Origin of the sequence: Dendronalium sp. ChiSLP03b, from assembly GCF_034531165.2 — a bacterium.
Taxonomy (GTDB): Bacteria; Cyanobacteriota; Cyanobacteriia; order Cyanobacteriales; family Nostocaceae; genus Dendronalium; species Dendronalium minutum.
On the sequence record NZ_JAVRBR020000125.1, the window covers coordinates 45613 to 65294 of the forward strand.

Genomic DNA, 19682 nt, shown 5'->3' on the forward strand with positions numbered 1-19682 from the left:
TCTCCTTGTCTCCCTACTCCCTACTTTCTGACCTCATCCTGTAATATTGGCGTTGAGTACTAAAAACGATAGTTGCGATCGCGTACCCACAGACTCATTGGCACAGCGTTACCCTGTGGGTCTACTCTGACTTTTACTACTATTGGTCGTAGCTGTCCATTCCTGGTTTGCCGGACAGTACGCGCAATATCATTATTCAGCTGCGATCGCTGTTCTTCTGGGATATTGTATGTTTCCACGCCATAGTTAACAAAACCATCTTGATAAACACCTCTTAAGGCTACTTGATTAGATGAGAGGTAAGTGGGGAGATTGCTACTCACACGTACAGGCCGCCAAGCTCTGGGAACACCACCACTAAAAGATTGTTGCTCTTGCAAAATCACGTACAAGTTGGTTCCTGAGATTAATTGTCTATTACTGCCCCGATTTCTCCTAAGTACATCTTCCCAGCCAGGAAGTCTTCTCAAAGTTGAAACACGGGATATGTTGTAGTCAAGGTTTAGGGAGTAGCCTTGCAATACATTGTTAGAGTTTACAGGCACTGTTTGCAAAATCACCTCTTTGCCTGTGAGGTTGGTATACATTGCCTGGGTGGGAACTGCCAAAATTATTCCTGTTTGAATTAGTAAAGGAAGCAATAGCCGCCAAAAAGGTAAGGGCTGGTTTGCTTTTTGTTCAGTGGCAATTAAGTAATCCCGAAAAGTCAGCTTCTTAGAGAATTCAGCTTCAGGAGACAATGATTTATTTTTACTAGATCCAGAAGAATCACTTTTCTTACTAGATTCTGAGGAGTCACTTTTCATGAGCGTAGTCGTAAAAAGAAGGGTATTGGGGAAGCTACAACAGGACTTACGCAAAAAGATTTTACCCTTGGAGGATGTAGGGGTGTAAGGGGATAAGAATGTCAAGATATAGAGAATCCAACACCATACCTTTGTACCCTTTACTCTCACCTACACACATACAGTTCTTAAACTTTACTTCTTAGTTGCAGCAGTTAGCCGACGTTCAAACCAGAGTCCGACACTAATTAACACAGAACCGCACATTACAAAAACCAGCGATTTGAAAAGTAGGTCAGTGTCGTACTCCAGCATCCGACTAATAATTTGCAGTGTTAACAATAGCATACCGCCCCAAAAAGAGCGTCTGTCGCTTAACTTCAATCCTTCTTGAATTAGTCCCCAGGACAAGATTGCCAAAAGTACGTTGAAGATAAAACTGCCCAAGTCACCAATGCGACTAATAGTTTGATGCCAGAAAGGTACTATGGCTATAAAGCCAAGAAAGGTGGTAATAAGAGCGGTAGTGAAAATTACTTCACGACGAGGGGGGTTATTTCTTTGACGCATCAGAAACAACCATTGCAGTACTGCTAAACCGCTGAGAATTCCCAAATCGATGATGGGAAGAGACATGAATAAGCTCGTGTTATTGGTCAGAGGGTAAGAAGAAGTGTAAGATTGAGCTTGCCATTGCCAACGGAAGGATAAAACGTAGAAGACAAGACCAAAAGCAACTAACGCTAAATCGCGGGCTAGAGGTTGAAATAACCTGTAATTGATTGTAGGAAACAGCAGGTCGTCATAGCTCCAGAATAATGCAGGCGGCAGTGCAAAAGCAAAAGATGCCACCCAAGGAGCCACATCAGAAAGATTTAGAAGTGGTAGAGGGTCGAGGTTAACTAGCAAGGAACTAGCAAAGGCTAAGGCTGCCAAGCAAAAAATCCAACGTGACCGACAAAAGTAGGCTAGAGGGACAAATAGCAACCATGACAATAAGGGCATATGTTGTAATACTAGCCGTGCCCAAGACCATTGAATTGAATAGGGTGAAGAGTACGACAAATCTCCTTTTCCCACCCAATAGCCTATTTGTATTAGGATAATGGCCATAATTCCCAAGGAATTTAAGGACAGACTGTAGGCCATGAGTAAAACACCAAACCCCCAAGCAAGAAACAGTTCGGTAGCCGAACCGTTTATGTTGAAAATCTCTGCCATCAATGCTATGTTTGCGCCTAAAATAAAAGCGCTCAAAATTAGCAATGCCTCTCCCAATAGTCGTTTACTGCGTTGTTGCTTCTTACCTTCGTTCTTGCCCGATGTAGGTTGTGTCCATGTGTAAAAACCAATGATATTAGTTGAGAAAAACAAACTCATCATCAAAATGAATTTGACTTCTCGCGACCATGCCTGCCAATTGGCAGCGACGAAAGTAATCACACCGAAACATAAAAGGATACTGCCTATAGCGATCGCAATCATTTTAGAGCGATCGCGTGCAGCAGCTTCTAGGTTCTTAAATTGATAACGGCTTGCTATTTGTTCGTATTGCGAAGCACTAATTATTCCTTCATCGCGCCACAGTTGTGATTCTTGGCGTAATTTCCGCTGAAAATTCTCTAACACCATGACCATCTCCAGTGCAGTGGGGTAGTTCTGATTTTTCACGACATGTGGAAATTGCAGCAGAGAAGGGTGTAGAAGGGTATGAGTGTATGGGTGTAGGAAATTCTTCCTTTACACCCCCATATTTCAAATATCCACACCTCAATTGATTCCCCGTCAGAATGGCGGTCATTATGTTTTCAGTATGCAGCCAAGCCACTGCATAGCATTGTTCTTCTGTAACAGTTTTACTAATGGAACCCTCAAATTTACTAGTTAAACTCTCGCGGCGTTTGTTTGAAAACCCAGATAAACAAGAAAAATTTATCGAAGCGTTAATTCATCCCCAGCCTTTTCAACCTTGTATTCTTTGGTGTCAACAAAAGCCCGATAACTTACCTTTTTCGGTGGAAACGCCAACCATTTGGCAACCACAGTTTGTAGACCGTTTATATCTAGGAGAAAAACCAGGACAACATCCCCTACACAACCAAGGATATTTCTATTGTTTGGATTTTTCTTCTGTATTTGCGGCTGCTACTTTGTTAACAATTACTCAGCCGATGCATTTAGTTTTTGATATGTGTGCCTCTCCCGGAGGAAAGAGTATCTTTGCTTATCAAGCTTTGCAACCTGATTTACTCATAAGTAATGAAGTAATTGGCAAACGTTTAGGTATGCTAATTTCTAATTTAAAACGTTGCCATATCAGCCCTTGTGTTGTAGTTAATAGAGATTCTAGTATTTTTGCAGAAAATATTACCTTATCTAGTAATTTAGTTATAGTAGATGCTCCATGTACTGGGCAATCTTTACTAGCTAAAGGCGAAAAAGCGCCTGGATGTTTCCACCCCACTGCGATTAATAAAAGTGCAAATCGGCAAAAAAGAATTATAGCTAACTCTGCTCAACTAGTTGCCCCACAAGGCTGTCTAGCATATATGACTTGTACATATTCTCCGGAAGAGAATGAGCAAGTTGGTGAATGGTTTTTATCACGCTTTCCGCAATTTAAAGCAATACAAATTAGTTATCTACAAGACTATCAATCGCATTTAACTACTATGCCTTGTTATCGGATTTTCCCTCAAGATAGATTAGGCGCTGGTGCGTTTACAGTACTTTTTCAAAATACTGATGAAGGTGAGGCTAAAGAACTAGATAAAGACATTTTATATAGCTTGGGAATTATACAAAATGTATAAATTTTAAAATATCTAGCAATCATAAACAAATCGTGATAAGCACAATTCCTGATTTATTAAAGAAATCGGGAATCTGAGGCTTTCAAACAAGACTGCTATAGTAAGCATCAGTGTTTGATGAAATCTTTTCTTTCTTATCTTCGCGTTCTTTGCGTACTTAGTGATTCGTTTAAATGGGATAAATTGCTACGAAGACTTCCAATTAAAAAATCTCAAAATTATAGGTGCATTACTTCGTCAACTAGAACGCTCGGCAAAGCGAATTGCTGCTTGTTTGAGGCTACCGGTCGCACTCAAAATAAATCCTGCTTTAATATTATGCTCTACAGCAAAGTTTTTTAAACTTTGCCTCAAATCTTCGTTTGGTTTTAGTCTCATAGAAAAAACTTTCATAATCTACATAGAAAGTGGATTTGAGGAGTACAAAAATTAAAGAAGAAGTCAGAATATAGAAATTAGAATAAGAGTGTGGGTAATTCAGAACCATCACTAATTGAAAACCACGAAATCTACGATTTGGTGTGGTATTCCACCGTTTATTCATCCACCAGCCGCACAGAATTTAATTCTGAATTCTTTCTTGAGAAAAGCGTACTCAGTGATAACACTGAAGCATTCGTTCTAAATTAATTAATAAAATATACAAAATATTTATGGGTGCATAATAGTGTCAGAACTGCCTTATCAGTGCCAAAATTTGAAAGAACAAGTTGAATTTATATTACAACTTTTACAGCAAGAGCCAACATTGCGTTCTCAAGACATTACATCTGTACAAACTTCTCTTGAGAAGGCGATTTCTCCGAAGTTTGAAATTGTGTTTGCAGGTGCATTTAGTGCGGGTAAATCGATGCTAATAAATGCACTACTAGAACGAGAATTGCTGTACAGTGCAGAAGGACATGCCACAGGTACAGAATGTAAAATTGAATATGCAGAAGCTGATAAAGAAAGAGTAGTTTTGACCTTTTTATGCGAAGTAGAAATTCAGGAACAAGCAAGTTCTTTATGTCAACAATTGGGATTTAAAACAACAGCAAATATCAATCAAGCTGAAGTAATTAGCCTTTTATACCAAGGATGTGAGGTAATTATTCAGCAGGAGGGTGGTGAAAGTAAATCAGAACGTGCAAAACAAGCGAACGCATTAATATTATTACTGGAGGGATATAAGACAAATCGCCAACATATTTACACAAACAATAATGCCACATATTCGATGGAGCAATTTAATTTTTCTAATCTTAAAGAAGCTGCTGGATATGCGCGTCGTGGTAGCAATAGTGCGGTTTTAAAGCGAATTGAATATTACTGTAATCATCCTCTGTTGCAAGATGGAAATATCATCATCGACACGCCAGGAATAGATGCGCCAGTGGAGAAGGATGCACAGCTAACTTATGCCAAAATTCAACATCTTGATACTTCAGCGGTAGTGTGTGTATTAAAACCTGCATCTGCTGGTGACATGACAAAGGAAGAAACAGAACTTTTAGAAACAATGCGGGAAAATGGCGGAATACGCGATCGCGTTTTTTATGTCTTCAACCGCATCGATGAAACTTGGTACAATACTCAGCTAAAGCAGCGATTGGATGATTTGATCGGTGGGCAGTTTCGTGATACGAGTAGGGTTTATAAAACCAGTGGATTACTTGGATTTTACGGCAGTCAGATAAAACAGACAAGCGAACAAGATAGATTTGGTTTAGATTCTATTTTTGCAGAAACTATCAAAAGTTTAGAGGGTCAGGAAGAAACACCACAATTTGTCAATGAGTTTAATCGTTATTGTGCTAACTCTGGTAAGCTGTCATCCAGCCAGTTCCGCATTTCTGTAAACAGCTTTGAAACTCCAAATCAGAACTATGTGCGGATTTTATCTGAACAGGGAACGCCTCTGATTAAACAGCTAATTCAAGATAGTGGTATTGAAGAATTCCGCTCAGCTATTAATCGCTACCTTACTGAAGAAAAGCGCCCACAACTTTTTCAAAATCTCGCTAATGACTTGGAAGATATATGTATTAAACTGAAAAAACATTATCAGTTTGTGCAACGGCATTTAGATAGCCAGCCGCAAGAAATTGAGGCGATGAAAGCACAGGAGTTGCAGCGTCTCAACCAGCAACTACAGCAAGTTGGTAAAGATTTTAGCCAACACATCACAGAAGAAGTTAACCAAATAATTAATAGTACTTGTGATGCTTTTGAAGCGGATTTTCGGCAATTACAATCACGGATGATTCGTCGTTTAGATGAATTGCTAGATACCTTTTCTGTAGCAGATGCTTATCGACGTGCAACCATTAGTCATCCACGTAATGCAACTGCACCGTTAATTGCTATTTTAGTAGAAGCATTTTATTATTTATCCAATCAATTAGAAGATATTTTAGTAAATTCTTCCCAGCAAGTTGTGACCAACTTGTTTCAGCGGTTAATCGAAAAGATTCGTAAATCAGAATATTATCGCCAGTTATATCGTTTGTTAGGTAATGATGCTGGCATTGAACAAGAGGTCAAAGCTGTAGAAAAAAGAGTTTCTCAGGCGTTGGTGAGTGCAGCTAGTGTAGAATGCGATCGCTTTGTCCGAGAAAGCCCTAGATTTTATGATGAAGGCACTTTTTCGATCTACCAATTTCGTCAGACTTTGCTGCAAACTTCCCAAGGTTACGATGCTGAAAGTGTAGTAGAAGCAGAACCAGCAATTAGGCAATTATTGAAGTTAGATTTTGAGCCAAAAGTTTCCAAAACCATTCGTCAATCTTTCCGCCAAACTATTAACCAAACTCTCAAAACTCATTTAGTACCGATGGCTGAAAATCAAGCAGATGAAGTTTTACAGCAGTATCCACATGCGCGTGCTTATTTAGAACAAACACTGCAACAAGAAGCTGAAGAGAAGATTTTGAATAATCAGCGTTTATTAAGTGCTGTTGAACAAAAAATTGAGGATTATAATTCAGCAGTTTTTAATATCAATACTTGTTTGCAGGCAATGCAGTTGTATGAGTATTTATTACCTGTAATTAGTAATTCTGATTCAGAACTTGTTGATAGTATTTCTGAGAGTAATGGTATTTTGATTTCAGATGGTTTATTGGATGGCATAGCACAGGTTTAGTATTTATAGCATTATCAAGTCCGCGTAGGCGGACTTTATTTGTATAGCCCTTTCCTTTTAGGGTGAGAGCGACAAAAATACAAACTTTGATGCTTTAATTTTCACGTTGTTTGACTCAACTTAGTGTCATTTTTAAATAAGATTTAACAAATTATGTAATTCAAACAAATTAACTAATATTTAAGTAGTAGACTTTTGACAACTTTTCAATTCTTCTAGATGACAACGAAGACTTGGCCTTTGAGGGTCTGTCAAATCCATTTGCTGCCAAGGAACAGTATATCCAGTGTAAATTTTACGCGCTCCGAGCCGACGCAAAATTGCTAATCCAATCTCCCAAGCAGATAATCTTTCTAATAAGGCGATATTACCAATTAAGTACTCTTGAATCAACCATTTATCGCCTTGCTGTTGGGCACGTATTTCCTCAATGCGTCCAACTGGTTTACCTGTAGAGTCTAGTACTTGTTTGCCTAAAAGCAGTTCTAGGTGAATTTCATGTGTCATAACTATGCACCTGGAATGCGACTAATAATTTGCTCGCGCACCCATTTTTCCCAAGCTAATGCTGGTGTAGCTTCAGCATCGACATCAACTTGCACGTCAATGCCAACATCCTGAACTTTTGACCAAGGAATGCGAAACGGTTCGCTGTGCTTTGCACCCCACTTACTTTCAACTGCTGCTAGCCAAGCGGACAATCGAGGATGTAGTCGTCGAGCTAGGGTAACAAGACCGACTTCGATATATGCTAATCGTGGCGGTTTACCGTCCTCATACTCAATGACAATTCCATCAACTTTACCCATTTTGCGTTGGTTGCGGTCAACTAGTTGATTGTCGAGAACATCTCTAATTACATCCATTTCAACCTCCAAAAATTTCTAAGGGAAGAGCAATGATGGCTAAAACAAAAGCTAGTGCAATCGTAAAAATGACAACACTATTGCTAATCCAGCCATTGCGATATTTGCCTACATAGGAGCGATCGTTCATTAAAACTAGAAAAGGTATGATGACGGGTGGTAAGATGACTGCTGTTACTGCCATTGAAAACAGAGTTAATTGCAGGGGGTCAATACCTACTACCATTAACAGCGAAGCCAAAAAGACAAACACTGTGTAGACAAGACTAAATCGTGCCGCTTCCTTAGGATGTAGACTTTCGCCCCAGTTCCAACCCAAGGCTTGAGCCACAATATAGGCAGTGTCAAGGCTAACTTCCAACGCAGCACCAAAACAGGCAATGCCTAACGATGCAGCAAACAGCATGAAGCCCCAGTAGCCAAATGACTCTGTTAGCATTAGTGCCGCCTGTTCATAGCTATCAACTTGAATACCTTTGGGATGAAGCACCATGGCTGCTACAATCAGCACTCCGAGTGAAACCACACTGCCAAAACCCATACCCAAGCCAGCAACAGCCCGATTTGTACCGATGTGTCCCTCATCCCACTTGTCTTCCACTGCACCTGATGAGTAGAAATAAAATAGGTAGGGGCTGATGAGCGCACCCAGGATACTAACTACAAGGAATAAATAATGAGTAGTATCGTGACGCGGTAAGGTGGGCAATAAACCAGTACCAAGGTTAGTTAGTGAAGGATGAAGTTTAATTGTGGCGGCAACAAAAACTAATGTAACTAGTCCTAGAAATGAAATACTGTTTTCAATAAGATTAAAGTTTCCTTTCCAAAGTAATAGCCAAATAGCGAAAGCTACAGGTAAAGCATACCACTGAAAGCTAATACCAGTTACTAATTGAAGAGCGATACAAACACCACCAATTTCTGCTCCCAATACTAAAAAATCAACTACGATTTCGGCAAGCAGTGGAATAACATAAAAATTAAAACCAAAACGTTCGCGCACTGCATCAGCTAAAGTGTGTTTGCTGACAGCGGCTAAACGTCCTGACATTTCTACTAGAAAGATCACACAAATTGTTCCTAGAACGATCGCCCACAACAGCTGAAAACCAAATTCAGATCCTGCCTCTGCTGAAGTGGCAATAGCACCTACATCCAGAAAGCCACCAATACTTGTAATAATCCCTAGGGCAATTTCAAGTATTTTATTCATAGCTGTTCACCTGCTGTCATAGACAGTTTAGCGATCGCTTGCTCTTGATGAGATAATTGCTGTATTTGTTGAGCTACCGCTTGATAGTTTTTCTTTTCCACTGCCTTTGACATTTGACTTACAGTGTCTTGAAGTTGCTGAAGTGATTTAAAAATGGCGCTACGATTAGCAGTCGGGATTGATAACTTGGATAATGTCTCTGTTTCTGTTTTAAGTTCTTCTTGGGTTTTGACAAGTGTTTGTTTTACATAACTTGTCGGTACAGCCTTGCGTATCCAAGCATCGCCAACGAAATGGGCCGTTGCTGCCCACGATTTCACCGATGTTAGTTCTTTTGATAATTCATCTTTTGTGGATTTACTACCACAAGCAGTTAATAATAACAATAATAGTAAAAAATATAAATGTCTTTGTATTAGCTGCATAAGCTTTGACATTAACTGAATTTCCGAGCGTTTATCTCATTGATCCCCGGAAACCAGCAATATTGTAAATACCCTTGGGATGTATTTCTTAGAAAAATATTCCCAAAGAGGGGTTGTTTTAGCTGTAATTATGGCTAAATCAGTAAAATTTAATTATAGATAGCGAGTTTATTGCTACAAATATTACATGCAGCTACCATACTTAAATTTATAAAAAATAATGAGCAAAACTCCCCGTATTCGCATCCCGCCGGAAGTGAGGAAATATGTATTCCAACGCGATCGCTACCAATGCCAAAGCTGCGGTAAAACAACTTTAGTAACTAACCTTACTATCGACCATATCATCCCTCTCGCTCGTGGCGGTCAAAACGATATCAGCAACTTGTACACCCTCTGCTTCTCCTGCAACCAGCAAAAGACAGACAAAACTGACCCTCGCTTCCGACGACATTTTGAGACTTAGGCTAAGATAGTTTGTTAGTCATTAAGTTATATGTCTCAAAACGTCAACAGCAATTCCCGAAGATTAGCCATCAGAACCATAGTCTTGTACCTCTTCGCTGTAATGGCTGTTTTAGTAGCAGCTTTCCCCTGGTTATATGAAATCAAAACTAAAGCTGGGATCAATATCTCGCGTAGCCACCACGCTGGAACCTTTTTAGAAAAGCATACTCACGGACTTTTCAGGTGTGAGTGGCTTTATCCATATCATTGCAATCGCCCTCAAGGATAAATAGTAGAGACGCGCCATGGCGCGTCTCTACCCGCAAGTTTGGGGAACCAGCGCACGCAAGTCTCTTCATCTTGGTGCGATTTTAGCCAAATTTATTCAAAATTGCGCTGACATCAACAGCTAACTTTTGCCCTAACTTTAGCAACTGACGGCATTGATTGCTATCCTCTTCATTGGCAAGAGTTGTGAGACACAAGGGTAAAATTTGACTGTGCAGACAACTGAAGTATAGTTCCTGGGATCGCTCTAGGGAGATGCCAAGATTTAACTGATAGCCAACATCAATCAACCGATCCAAGAGTTGGATATCTGCATGAAAACTACCATTAGCATCATGCAACAACTGCCAGAGCGATCGCACAATCAACTGTTCTAACATCTGCTTGCCTTCAGGAATATTCAGCCGACAACGCAAATGTTTGGCTTCGGTAGCGATCGCCTCTAATTCTACAATGTGATTCCAACACAGTTGTGGTTCAGCTATGTCTTGTTCAAGCGATCGCAACATTGTCATACAGCGATACCCTAATGCAATCTCCGCTGCTACCTGCAACTCTTGTGGCACAACTAATCCATCTCGGTGGAACGCCATCAGTACGCCGTAATTCTCCCGATATGCCTGAGTGTAGAGTTGATCTAAACGTGTCAGCGTTTCTTGACTAATCAACCGCATAATTCGGTGACGTTCCTCAGCAAACAGATTCTGTAAGCTGAAAGTTTCTTCACCAAATAGCTGCGTCATTACCAAAATAGAATTAGCTGCACTCGCCTGTTGCAAGGCCCCAAACAGCTTTTCTTTTAATTGGCTATAGTCACGCCGCCCTGTAAATTGCTGAATGCAACAATGGAAATCCCAGCCTCCCAAATGCAGCACAGCAAACACTAAATGTTCGCTTTCCCAGGTAATTTCTGACACTAGCTTTAAATGCCCCACAACCAGAGTTAGCGATCCCATGCGTTGCAGTTGGTAATCTAGCTCATTGGCGGTGTAGCAATAAACTCGCTTTTGGTAAGGATGGGGATTTTTGCTAGCAGTATCTGTCGATAGAAAGTTGCGTGTTTCTGCTGGTTTGTGATTACTAAACAGCGAAGTAATGGCGTAATGGGCGGCTACTTGCTTAAAGCCTACTTGGGCAGTCAGTACTAATTGTCGATAAATTTCCCCACCGTGCTTGAAGTCATCAACATTACTGGGGGCTAAACCCAGGCGTTTGAGGAAGCCTTTTTCCAACTGCACACCCGCGACATCTCCCGCCAATTCCAAAGCACGGGCTGCGTAGCGGAGAATCTGCGTTCCCTCTGGACGAGATAGTTCTTCAAAAAACCACCCGCAACTGGTGAACATTAATAAAGCGTGACGCTGCATTTCCAATAGACGCAAAGCGTCTACTTGTTCAGCTGCTGTGAGTTTGTGGGTTTGATGGCGGGTAAGGAAGCGGCTGACATTGGCAGGGGAGCGATCGCGCATCACTTGGATATATTCATCCCGTGCCTGCCAGGGATCGCTCAAAAGCTGTTTACCACATTCCTCGTATACCTCTGTTAGCCGATCTCGCAACCAATTTAAGGCATTCCGCAGGGGACGACGCCATTTCTGATGCCAAACACCGCCTTCACCACCGCAACCACAGTCATCTTGCCATCTATCAACACCATGGGCACAACTCCACGCCGTGACCGACTTGATTTCCGCTTCCCAAGCGGGAGAATTTAGGCTGAGGTAGTGGGCAAAGTTCGTCACCGTCCAACCGTGCTGAGGAAACTCGTTGATAAAAGCGTAGGCTAAAGTTTTTTCGGTTCCCTTCTTGTGGTGTCCAAAGGTTTCGCCATCTGTCGCCACAGATATTAATTGTGCTGGACGATGATCCCCACGCACTGCCGAACCGATGCGTCCAGCAAAATGATTGGAATTATAAACGACATCGCTAAAACCCATGTCCCGTGAGATGGGGCCGTCGTAGAAGAAGATATCAATATAAGGGCGGGAATAGTCAGTACCCCCACTACCCTCCTGAATCGAACTTAAAGCAGAAGCTGAAGTGCTGAGTGTGGGCTTTAAATAACAGCGATAGGGGCGCGTGGGATCGATCTGACTACCGCCAACTTCATGCCATTCTGGGTTGGGATCATCTTTGGTAGGTAGAGGACGGCAACGCAGTGCTTGAGATGGTGCAAGGATAATAAAGCGAATACCTTCAGCAACCAGAGCTTCTAAGGTTGCATAGTCCACACCTGTTTCTGCTAGCCACATGCCTTCGGGATCGCGGCCAAACCTGGATTTGAAGTCTTCTTTGCCCCAGCGAATTTGGGTATATTTATCCCGTTCGTTGGCTAGGGGCATGATGATGTGATTGTATACTTGCGCGATCGCATTGCCGTGACCATGCAAGCGCTGGGCACTCTTAGCGTCTGCCTCCAAAATCCGCTGATAAACCTCCAAATCGTGGCGTTCTAGCCACGACATCAGCGTTGGCCCGATATTAAAGCTGAAATACTCATAATTATTCACGATCCCCATGACTTCGCCTCGGTCATTTAAGATCCTGGCAAAGGCATTCGGGCGATAGCATTCCCAGTGAATCCGTTCGTTCCAATCATGGAAAGGTGCAGCACTCGGTTGACGTTCAATTGCGTCCAGATACGGGTTTTCCCGTGGGGGCTGGTAAAAATGTCCATGCACCGTCACATAAACACCTGTAGCTTTCTTTAGGGGATCGCTTTGGTGAGTATCTTTGGCAGTTATATGTGATGTAAACATTGAGCCAGAACTAGCTGGCATTTCAGCAGCAGAAGTCATGTATATTTATCCAAACAAAAAACTTGTAGTTGCGTCAAAAGCACTGTAGTTAAACCTTTCTACAGAGGTTTGAACGCAAAATCCGGTATAGACGAAAACTAATGGATATAGAATACAACCAAATCTCCGAGAAAGCGGTCTTACTAAAGTGGGAAATCTGCGTTATCGCACAGACATTTCCCAAAAGGCACAAAATAATCAGCCATTGAACAACGCCTCAGTTAGGGGTTTTCTCGTTGGCAGGGCCAATCAAAAATTTAATTGTCTTTTAATATATTAAACCCCATCTTTGGTGTAAAATTTTGACTCAAATTCATAGTTTTGCTACAAAAGATTGCAGAAACTATTTAAATCGCAATCTTACTTTATATTTCTAACAGCAGTTCAGGAACAGTGTAATCTCGGAATGGGTTCGCCGACAGTTGAGAGTATCCTAATTGGTGTGCTAAGTGCTTTCGATAGGATATCTTCAACTCAAGGTAATAAATGTCAGGTAAAAACATTCTTTTTCTTTCTCTGTTACTCTTTATCCCGGTTTCCTTAGCAGCTAAGTTTCTAGAGTGGGGAGACTTGATAGTTTTCATCACGGCTGGTTTAGCAATTCTGCCTCTGGCAGCTTGGATGGGCACAGCCACAGAAGAAATTGCTGTAGTGGTTGGCCCGACATTAGGAGGGTTGTTAAACGCCACCTTTGGCAATGCGACGGAACTGATTATAGCTTTGATTGCCTTGAATGCTGGATTGGTGGATGTAGTCAAAGCCAGCATCACGGGATCGATTATCGGCAACTTACTCCTGGTGATGGGTCTTTCCATGCTTTTGGGCGGACTGCGTTACAAGGAACAAACATTTCAATCAATTGTGGCGCGGGTAAATGCTTCATCAATGAATTTAGCAGTGATTGCGATTTTACTGCCCACGGCGATGAACTACACCTCTATCGGAATTAGCGAAAAAACCCTACAAAATCTGTCTCTTGCTGTTGCGGTAGTGTTAATTCTGGTTTATGCCCTAACACTGCTCTTTTCTATGAAAACCCATGCCTATTTGTATGATGTGGGTGTGGCAGAGACAGAAGAAATTCATACTAAACCAAACATTTGGCTGTGGAGTGGAGTGCTACTAGTATGTACCCTCTTGGTAGCGCTTGAGTCAGAAATGTTGGTCGATACTTTGGAAGTAGCTACATCCAAGCTAGGTTTAACTTCATTGTTTACAGGGGTGATCCTAGTTCCCATCATTGGTAACGCCGCAGAACACGCCACAGCAGTTACCGTTGCGATGAAAGATAAGATGGATTTATCCCTTTCTGTGGCTGTGGGATCGAGTATGCAGATTGCCCTTTTTGTTGCTCCCGTTTTAGTGATAGCAGGGTGGGCACTTGGGAAGCCAATGGATTTAGATTTCAAGCCCTTTGAATTAGTTGCTGTGGCTGTGTCGGTATTGATTGCCAATAGCATTAGTTCTGATGGTAAGTCCAATTGGTTAGAAGGCACTTTACTGTTAGCCGCTTATACAGTTTTGGGGTTTGCCTTTTACTTCCACCCAGTCATTAGCGGTATTGGATAGTTACTTTCGATAGTAAATTGCAGGAGCGATCGCTTTTTAGTTTAACAAGAGCGATCGCTTTTGTGCTTATTGGCTAGATAGCCAATTGAAAGAGAAAAAACAGGGGGCGTGATTAAATACAGTTCTATCAATTACATCCGCTACAACTAATTGTTAGATAAATAGCTGTTGGAATAAGATATTAAGGTATTCATTTCCTGTAATTTCTTGATCGAGTCAGGGTTTTTTGTAAGCACAATACAACCTCTTTTGGCTCCAGTCTCTAATTCAGCTCTCTGAGAGGGGAAAAACGCTGCTAAATTCAAGTTCTTAATTACTGGCTCCAGATATTCTTGACTAAGAACTTTACCTTCTCCGTAATTATCGTATTTATACTCTTCATCACCTGGCACTTTGAAGTCGTCTACCATTACTACTGCTTTAGGATGGTTTTCAAAAATTATTTGAATCTCTTCTTTCAAAGGAAGGTCTTTGCCCCAATGAGCATCTAGATAAAAGAATATTTGTCCTTGGATGAGTGTCGAGCTTTCCACGATACGTCTTAGAAAGGATCTGCTATCTCCATAACTAATCACTATATCTTTATATGCAAACAATCTAGCTTTTGCGTAACCATAGTATCTCGGATTGGACTCCACCGTATAAACAGGCAATTGTGAAGATTTATGAAGATACTCTGTTGTAGTGCCTCTATATGTTCCTGTTTCAACTATGGCTGAGAAATTAATTTTTTGGATTAACTCAAGAAATATCTGTTGCCTGAATGTCTGATCGTTGAAAGGCTTACCCCAAGTTTTCCGAGAATCTTGTGATACGTAGTATTGAACTACTCCAAGAATTTTCTGTGTGAATATTTTAGGGTTCATGAGAATTTATGCACTCTTTAATAAATGAAACTGTTTTGTATATCCACTATATTTGGAATAATATCAAGAAATTTCTCCGTGTATCCATCACTTATCAATTTAAATTTTGATAGAAAAATACAGCATTGTATCTGTATAACTAATCTCTCTTTTTTGACTACGAATATAGAAAAATAATCTTAATTACCTTGAACTCCACATTCCGCAGGTTTAGTTTGAAAATCAGCGTGAATTTATTGCCAGAAATGAGTTGTAGCCGTTTTATAAAAATTTAGGTTTTGACAAAAAAACCTGCGTAGGGCAAAACAATGAGTACGATTACTCATGCAGAATGTGGGTTAAACCTCAAATCCAATCGTGAATTAAGCGATCGCCTCGAAATTTTGTCATTTAAATCGCTTTACTGCAAAAGTACGAAAACACTGTGGTTCTAAATTATTCTCTATGTTTTGTGTGAAGGGTGTACATGGCAAGCTAACCCTTGAGATTTTCCTGCGCGGTCAGAGGTGTATGGTTATTTCTGGAGATGGGGTAAAGAAGTTCTCTAACGAGTTCACGATATTGGTAAATCAGGTAAAACGGTTGAACACCATTTGGATAGACGCAGGATAGCGAGGCGAAGAATTTATGCGTTTGATGAATGGATATATTTCGGTGGATTGTAGAAATTATTCTTCGACCATTGGAGATAGATATACTGCTTAGGGTGGAATAAATTTTTTCTTATCTAGAGTTTATTATTGTTGACAGGGTAAGCAGGGTAAACAGGGCAGAAATTATCCACACCTTCAGCAATCATTACGATTGCCGTAAATTGTGGCGATTTCTTAACTTGTAAGTACACACCATTCCGGACTCAAGGCAATTTTTCTGTCAAAGGAAATATGGGTGTTAGTAATATCAAATACAATGAACGATATTGTCCTGCTGATGACGGGCGTGTTAATCACGAAACAACTATCTCCGTCCAATTTACCCAAGCAGTCTGTAATTCAGCTAGGCAATGGCGTGCAAAAATCAACACAGGATCGGTCATATCAGTTAATTCCAACTGCGAAGATCGCGCCACCTGAATTTATGCAGCTAAATGAGACTTTTCCAGTCACTCGATTAGCGCTTAAGCGTGGGCATCAAAAAACTCTGATGAGTGAGACACAGAAGATTCTTGCCAAAGACTTGTATAGCTTGGCTGAGTTTCAACATTTCCAAGCTGTAAGGGTAAAGTTTCCTGATGAACAACGCCTAATAGCCAAACAAAGTAGCGATGAAATTGTTGTTGCAAAATCTCAAAAGGCAAGTTTTCCTAGTAAAAAACAGTTAATAGCCCAACAAAATTGTGACGAAATAGGTATTGCAAAATCTCCAAGATTTACTAACCAAAATATACCAAATCTACGTTTTGGTAGTTCAGGTCTTGCTGTGAGAATCTTGCAACGGCTATTAGTAGCTAATGGCTATGCTATTCGAGTTGATGGAGTTTTTGGCGCGCTGACAGAAAGTGCTGTCAAGGCCTTTCAAAACAAACAAAATTTAACAGTGGATGGAATCGTCGGTCAAAGAACTTGGTACTTTTTGACAAGATAACAATCGGGAACTCGGAGTCCCTTCTAGGGATTAGGGGCAATGGGGATTAGGAATTAGGAAATGGGAAACGGGAAGAACTATACCTTTGCTCTTTACCCTTTAACCTTTTTCCAGTCTTTCCTAGTCACCAGTCCCCAGTCCCCAGTCCCTAATTACCGATACTTGTGTTGCTCTAACAGTTGCTGCGCTCTGGGCTTGTAAATTAAATAGAACAAAGCCTCGATGTAACGCAACAAATCCTCTCGATTCTCTTTCGAGGTAAAGTTCCAGAAGCCGTAAATTCGGGCTAATGATAACAACTTGGTAGTGTGAATTTTCCAAGTATATGTGCTATAAACTCGGTCAATAGCTTTCTGAGAAATTGTATCCCAGTAAGCAGGATTCTGTTCGCATTTGCTGACAAATTCTAGAATTTTTGTGGCAGTTTCCTCTAAATGAGTCGGGTTAATGTAAAAACCATTAACCTTATCTTGAATAATTTCCAATGGGCCACCAAATTGTGTGGCAAAAGTTGGTAATCCGGAAATCATCGCCTCCAGAATTGTCAAACCGAAGGCTTCAAATAAAGCTGGTTGGACAAAGATTCCTTTGTGGTCAGCAATCACTCGGTAAATTTCGCCAGAATCAGTTTTTGACAGGCGTACACCCAACCAGCGAATTTTTCCGTGGAGATTGTACTCGTCAATGATGTGATAGAGTTTGACAATTTCATCACGTTCTTCGTTGTCGCCTGATTCTTCTACGCGTAACTTACCTGCTACTAAAATTAAGTTGCAATGCTCCTGCAATTCTTTACTTTGACCAAAGCATTCTGCTAAACCTGTGAGGTTTTTAATGCGGTCAAGACGCGCCATGGAAAAGATAGGACGCTTGTTGGGATCGTCAAGTTTGCCGAAGATTTGGGACGGGTCTTCTAAGGTAAAGAGTATTTCAGAAATGCGATCGCGATCGCTTTCTACTCGGTCTTGAGTCCGTGTGTAGGGAAAATAAGCATTCTCATTCACCCCAGGTGGAACCACATTAAACTTGGGACTAAATAGTTCAATGCCATTGGTAACATGGTACAACTCCGGCATGGTGAAGCACTTGTAGGACTCATACTGGCCAACACTATCCGGTGTGCCGACAATTTCTTGGTAAGTGCTGCTGATGACGAAGTTGGCAGCATTCATCGCAATCAAATCAGCAGTGAATTGCAAGGAAAAGTGATATTTATCTTCCAAATCTTGCCAGTAGAGGTTACTGAACAAGTATTTGGATTTTTCTAAAGCATGGGCGACGTTGCACTGGGTGACTTTCATGCATCGTGCCAACAGAAACGCCACTAAATTTCCATCAGTATAGTTACCAACAATTAAGTCTGGTCTACCTTGAAATTCTGCTAACAGTTCTCTTTCTGAGTCCAAGGCGTAGGTTTCTAAATAAGGCCAAAACTCAAACCGGGAAATCCAGTTTTGAGTCATATTGGGATTGAAATCGCGCAGAGGCACTCGCAAAATCCAAGCGTTTTCTGTGCCGTGGACTTTTTCTAGCCGTTGATTACAAAGAGTGCCATCACTATTGGGAATTAAGCGAGTGAGAATAATCACTTTTGGCTGGACGTTCAGTCCCTCTAAGCCAGCCAGCAAGACATCTTCTTGGAGTTGCTTTTCTAAATTCTTTGCTTGGTCGAGGACATAAACCACCTGACCGCCAGTATCAGGACGACCTAAAACTCCCTCTTGCCCAAACCAACCATGGGCAGACACCAAGACGATTCTAAAAATCATCGGCACGCGAGAGATGAAAACTTCTAGAGTTTGGGGATCGGGAGAATCAATTAATTCATCTAAGACGTTAAGGGTGTCCTGTACTCGCTGGGCGGTGTTTCCCCAACCCGGTTCAAAACCCATCGATTGCAATTGAAACCGGAATTCTTCGTAGGGTTCATCACTGGGGCGACCTCCTACAAAAGCTATAGCTTTTTTTACTTGTTCGGAAAGTTGCTCTTGTGATTTAATGCGATCGTTGACCAGCAACTGGATACCGTTATATTGATGCAGGCGCAAGAAATTCAATAAGCTATCCAGCAATTGTTTGGAGTCTTGGAAGATTTTGCTGGATAGATAGCGGTTGAGAAACTGTACCCCCTTGCCAATGTTTTTTGGATCGCGGATCGTTGGGGTGTAGTCGTAAAACGGGCCGAAGTCTAGTTCTAGCAGATCGCCTTCGTGGGGATGAAATTTGTTCACCAAGCGATCGCGTAGATCTAGCAGTTCCTGCACCGTCATTGGCTCAAAACTCAAGTCTGCTGTTAGCCGATAAACTTCTTGACTAGCAATCTTGGGACGAATGATGAAACAAAGGTTTGAGTCTTCTTGAATAATTTCCTGAGTATAGTAAATTAGTTTGCCCAAGTGGGAAGAAGCGTAAAACGTTTCAGGCTTCTGAGACTTAGAGCAATATTCACTAAATACATTCAGTATGTCGTTTCGCAGCAAATATTTTTGTTCTTGCTGACGTAATTCACTAGCGAAGGAACGCAAATCACTTTTTTCTTCACTATCTAAAATTGCTTGTATCAATTCGGACATGTTTACCCCTAAAGATGATTTTGCATTTTTGACTTCCAGGCAGAATAAAATAAATCCTTACCCTCTGTCTAATCGCATAGAAACACAATTAAACACAGATAAATCTCTCTCTGTGTTTCCTTACGGCAGTCTCTCTCCATAAGGCTTCTCAATTCGCGTTCCTATTTACTTAAAATATCTAATACTCAGTATTTTTGGCTCTAACTAAAGGTGTACAATTCTCTGGACTTTTGAGAGAGGTAATGTATGTAATGATTCTCTCACAAAGTTTAAAAAAAATTTTTCTGCCAAGTATTGTTTTGTGATATGTATTCCTAGTCTAGCC

17 protein-coding genes are annotated in these 19682 nt (G+C 41.0%); 7 read left to right on the top strand and 10 right to left on the bottom strand.

From position 1 onward, the window contains the following. Positions 1-59 precede the first annotated feature (59 nt). Positions 60-806: a GDYXXLXY domain-containing protein gene (locus RMY31_RS28965; protein WP_322656434.1), complete on the bottom strand. Its 747-nt coding sequence runs from the start codon at positions 804-806 to the stop codon at positions 60-62. A 174-nt stretch (positions 807-980) separates the two neighbouring features. After that, positions 981-2417 (bottom strand): DUF2157 domain-containing protein, encoded by a 1437-nt coding sequence (locus RMY31_RS28970; protein ID WP_322656741.1) that lies wholly within the window; start codon positions 2415-2417, stop codon positions 981-983. A 230-nt stretch (positions 2418-2647) separates the two neighbouring features. On the opposite strand from RMY31_RS28970, the gene RMY31_RS28975 reads away from it, so the two are divergent. After that, positions 2648-3598: an RsmB/NOP family class I SAM-dependent RNA methyltransferase gene (locus RMY31_RS28975; protein ID WP_322656435.1), complete on the top strand. Its 951-nt coding sequence runs from the start codon at positions 2648-2650 to the stop codon at positions 3596-3598. A 237-nt stretch (positions 3599-3835) separates the two neighbouring features. Here the strand turns inward: RMY31_RS28975 and RMY31_RS28980 are convergent, their stop codons facing one another. Then, on the bottom strand, positions 3836-3976 hold the full coding sequence (locus RMY31_RS28980) for a PPC domain-containing DNA-binding protein (protein ID WP_322656436.1): 141 nt from the start codon (positions 3974-3976) through the stop codon (positions 3836-3838). 289 nt (positions 3977-4265) lie between these two features. Between RMY31_RS28980 and RMY31_RS28985 the strand changes: the two genes are divergently transcribed. Further along, complete coding sequence (locus RMY31_RS28985; protein WP_322656437.1) at positions 4266-6725, top strand: dynamin-like GTPase family protein; 2460 nt, start codon at positions 4266-4268, stop codon at positions 6723-6725. 180 nt (positions 6726-6905) lie between these two features. Here the strand turns inward: RMY31_RS28985 and RMY31_RS28990 are convergent, their stop codons facing one another. The 4 genes from RMY31_RS28990 to RMY31_RS29005 are packed head-to-tail and all read right to left on the bottom strand — an operon-like array spanning position 6906 to position 9232. Continuing rightward, positions 6906-7232 (bottom strand): hypothetical protein, encoded by a 327-nt coding sequence (locus tag RMY31_RS28990; protein WP_322656438.1) that lies wholly within the window; start codon positions 7230-7232, stop codon positions 6906-6908. A 2-nt stretch (positions 7233-7234) separates the two neighbouring features. Next, positions 7235-7591, bottom strand: coding sequence for a hypothetical protein (locus tag RMY31_RS28995; protein WP_322656439.1), 357 nt, complete (start codon positions 7589-7591; stop codon positions 7235-7237). A 1-nt stretch (position 7592) separates the two neighbouring features. Further along, on the bottom strand, positions 7593-8807 hold the full coding sequence (locus RMY31_RS29000) for an Nramp family divalent metal transporter (protein ID WP_322656440.1): 1215 nt from the start codon (positions 8805-8807) through the stop codon (positions 7593-7595). Continuing rightward, entirely contained in the window at positions 8804-9232 is a 429-nt protein-coding gene (locus RMY31_RS29005; RefSeq protein ID WP_409878756.1) for a hypothetical protein, read from the bottom strand. Before RMY31_RS29005 ends, RMY31_RS29000 begins: the two co-directional genes overlap by 4 nt. 220 nt (positions 9233-9452) lie before the next feature. On the opposite strand from RMY31_RS29005, the gene RMY31_RS29010 reads away from it, so the two are divergent. Then, positions 9453-9698, top strand: a complete 246-nt coding sequence (locus tag RMY31_RS29010; protein WP_322656443.1) for an HNH endonuclease — start codon at positions 9453-9455, stop codon at positions 9696-9698. A gap of 30 nt (positions 9699-9728) precedes the next feature. Further along, positions 9729-9968: a hypothetical protein gene (locus tag RMY31_RS29015; RefSeq protein WP_322656444.1), complete on the top strand. Its 240-nt coding sequence runs from the start codon at positions 9729-9731 to the stop codon at positions 9966-9968. Positions 9969-10050: 82 nt separating this feature from the next. Here RMY31_RS29015 and RMY31_RS29020 read toward each other — a convergent pair whose 3' ends face one another. Continuing rightward, positions 10051-12765: a DUF3536 domain-containing protein gene (locus tag RMY31_RS29020; RefSeq protein ID WP_322656445.1), complete on the bottom strand. Its 2715-nt coding sequence runs from the start codon at positions 12763-12765 to the stop codon at positions 10051-10053. 486 nt (positions 12766-13251) lie between these two features. Here RMY31_RS29020 and cax point away from each other — a divergent pair, with 486 nt between their 5' ends. Beyond that, positions 13252-14334, top strand: a complete 1083-nt coding sequence (gene cax / locus RMY31_RS29025; RefSeq protein ID WP_322656447.1) for a calcium/proton exchanger — start codon at positions 13252-13254, stop codon at positions 14332-14334. A 146-nt stretch (positions 14335-14480) separates the two neighbouring features. On the opposite strand, the gene RMY31_RS29030 is transcribed toward cax, so the two are convergent. Beyond that, positions 14481-15200 carry a hypothetical protein gene (locus RMY31_RS29030; RefSeq protein ID WP_322656448.1) on the bottom strand — a complete coding sequence of 240 codons (720 nt, stop codon included), beginning with the start codon at positions 15198-15200 and terminating at the stop codon, positions 14481-14483. A 308-nt stretch (positions 15201-15508) separates the two neighbouring features. Here RMY31_RS29030 and RMY31_RS29035 point away from each other — a divergent pair, with 308 nt between their 5' ends. Together RMY31_RS29035 and RMY31_RS29040 are read left to right on the top strand one after the other, a co-directional pair. Further along, positions 15509-15634, top strand: coding sequence for a hypothetical protein (locus RMY31_RS29035; RefSeq protein WP_409878760.1), 126 nt, complete (start codon positions 15509-15511; stop codon positions 15632-15634). Positions 15635-16109: 475 nt separating this feature from the next. After that, positions 16110-16784, top strand: a complete 675-nt coding sequence (locus RMY31_RS29040) for a peptidoglycan-binding domain-containing protein (protein ID WP_322656449.1) — start codon at positions 16110-16112, stop codon at positions 16782-16784. A 152-nt stretch (positions 16785-16936) separates the two neighbouring features. Here RMY31_RS29040 and RMY31_RS29045 read toward each other — a convergent pair whose 3' ends face one another. Next, positions 16937-19357, bottom strand: coding sequence for a sucrose synthase (locus RMY31_RS29045; RefSeq protein ID WP_322656450.1), 2421 nt, complete (start codon positions 19355-19357; stop codon positions 16937-16939). Positions 19358-19682 lie beyond the last annotated feature (325 nt).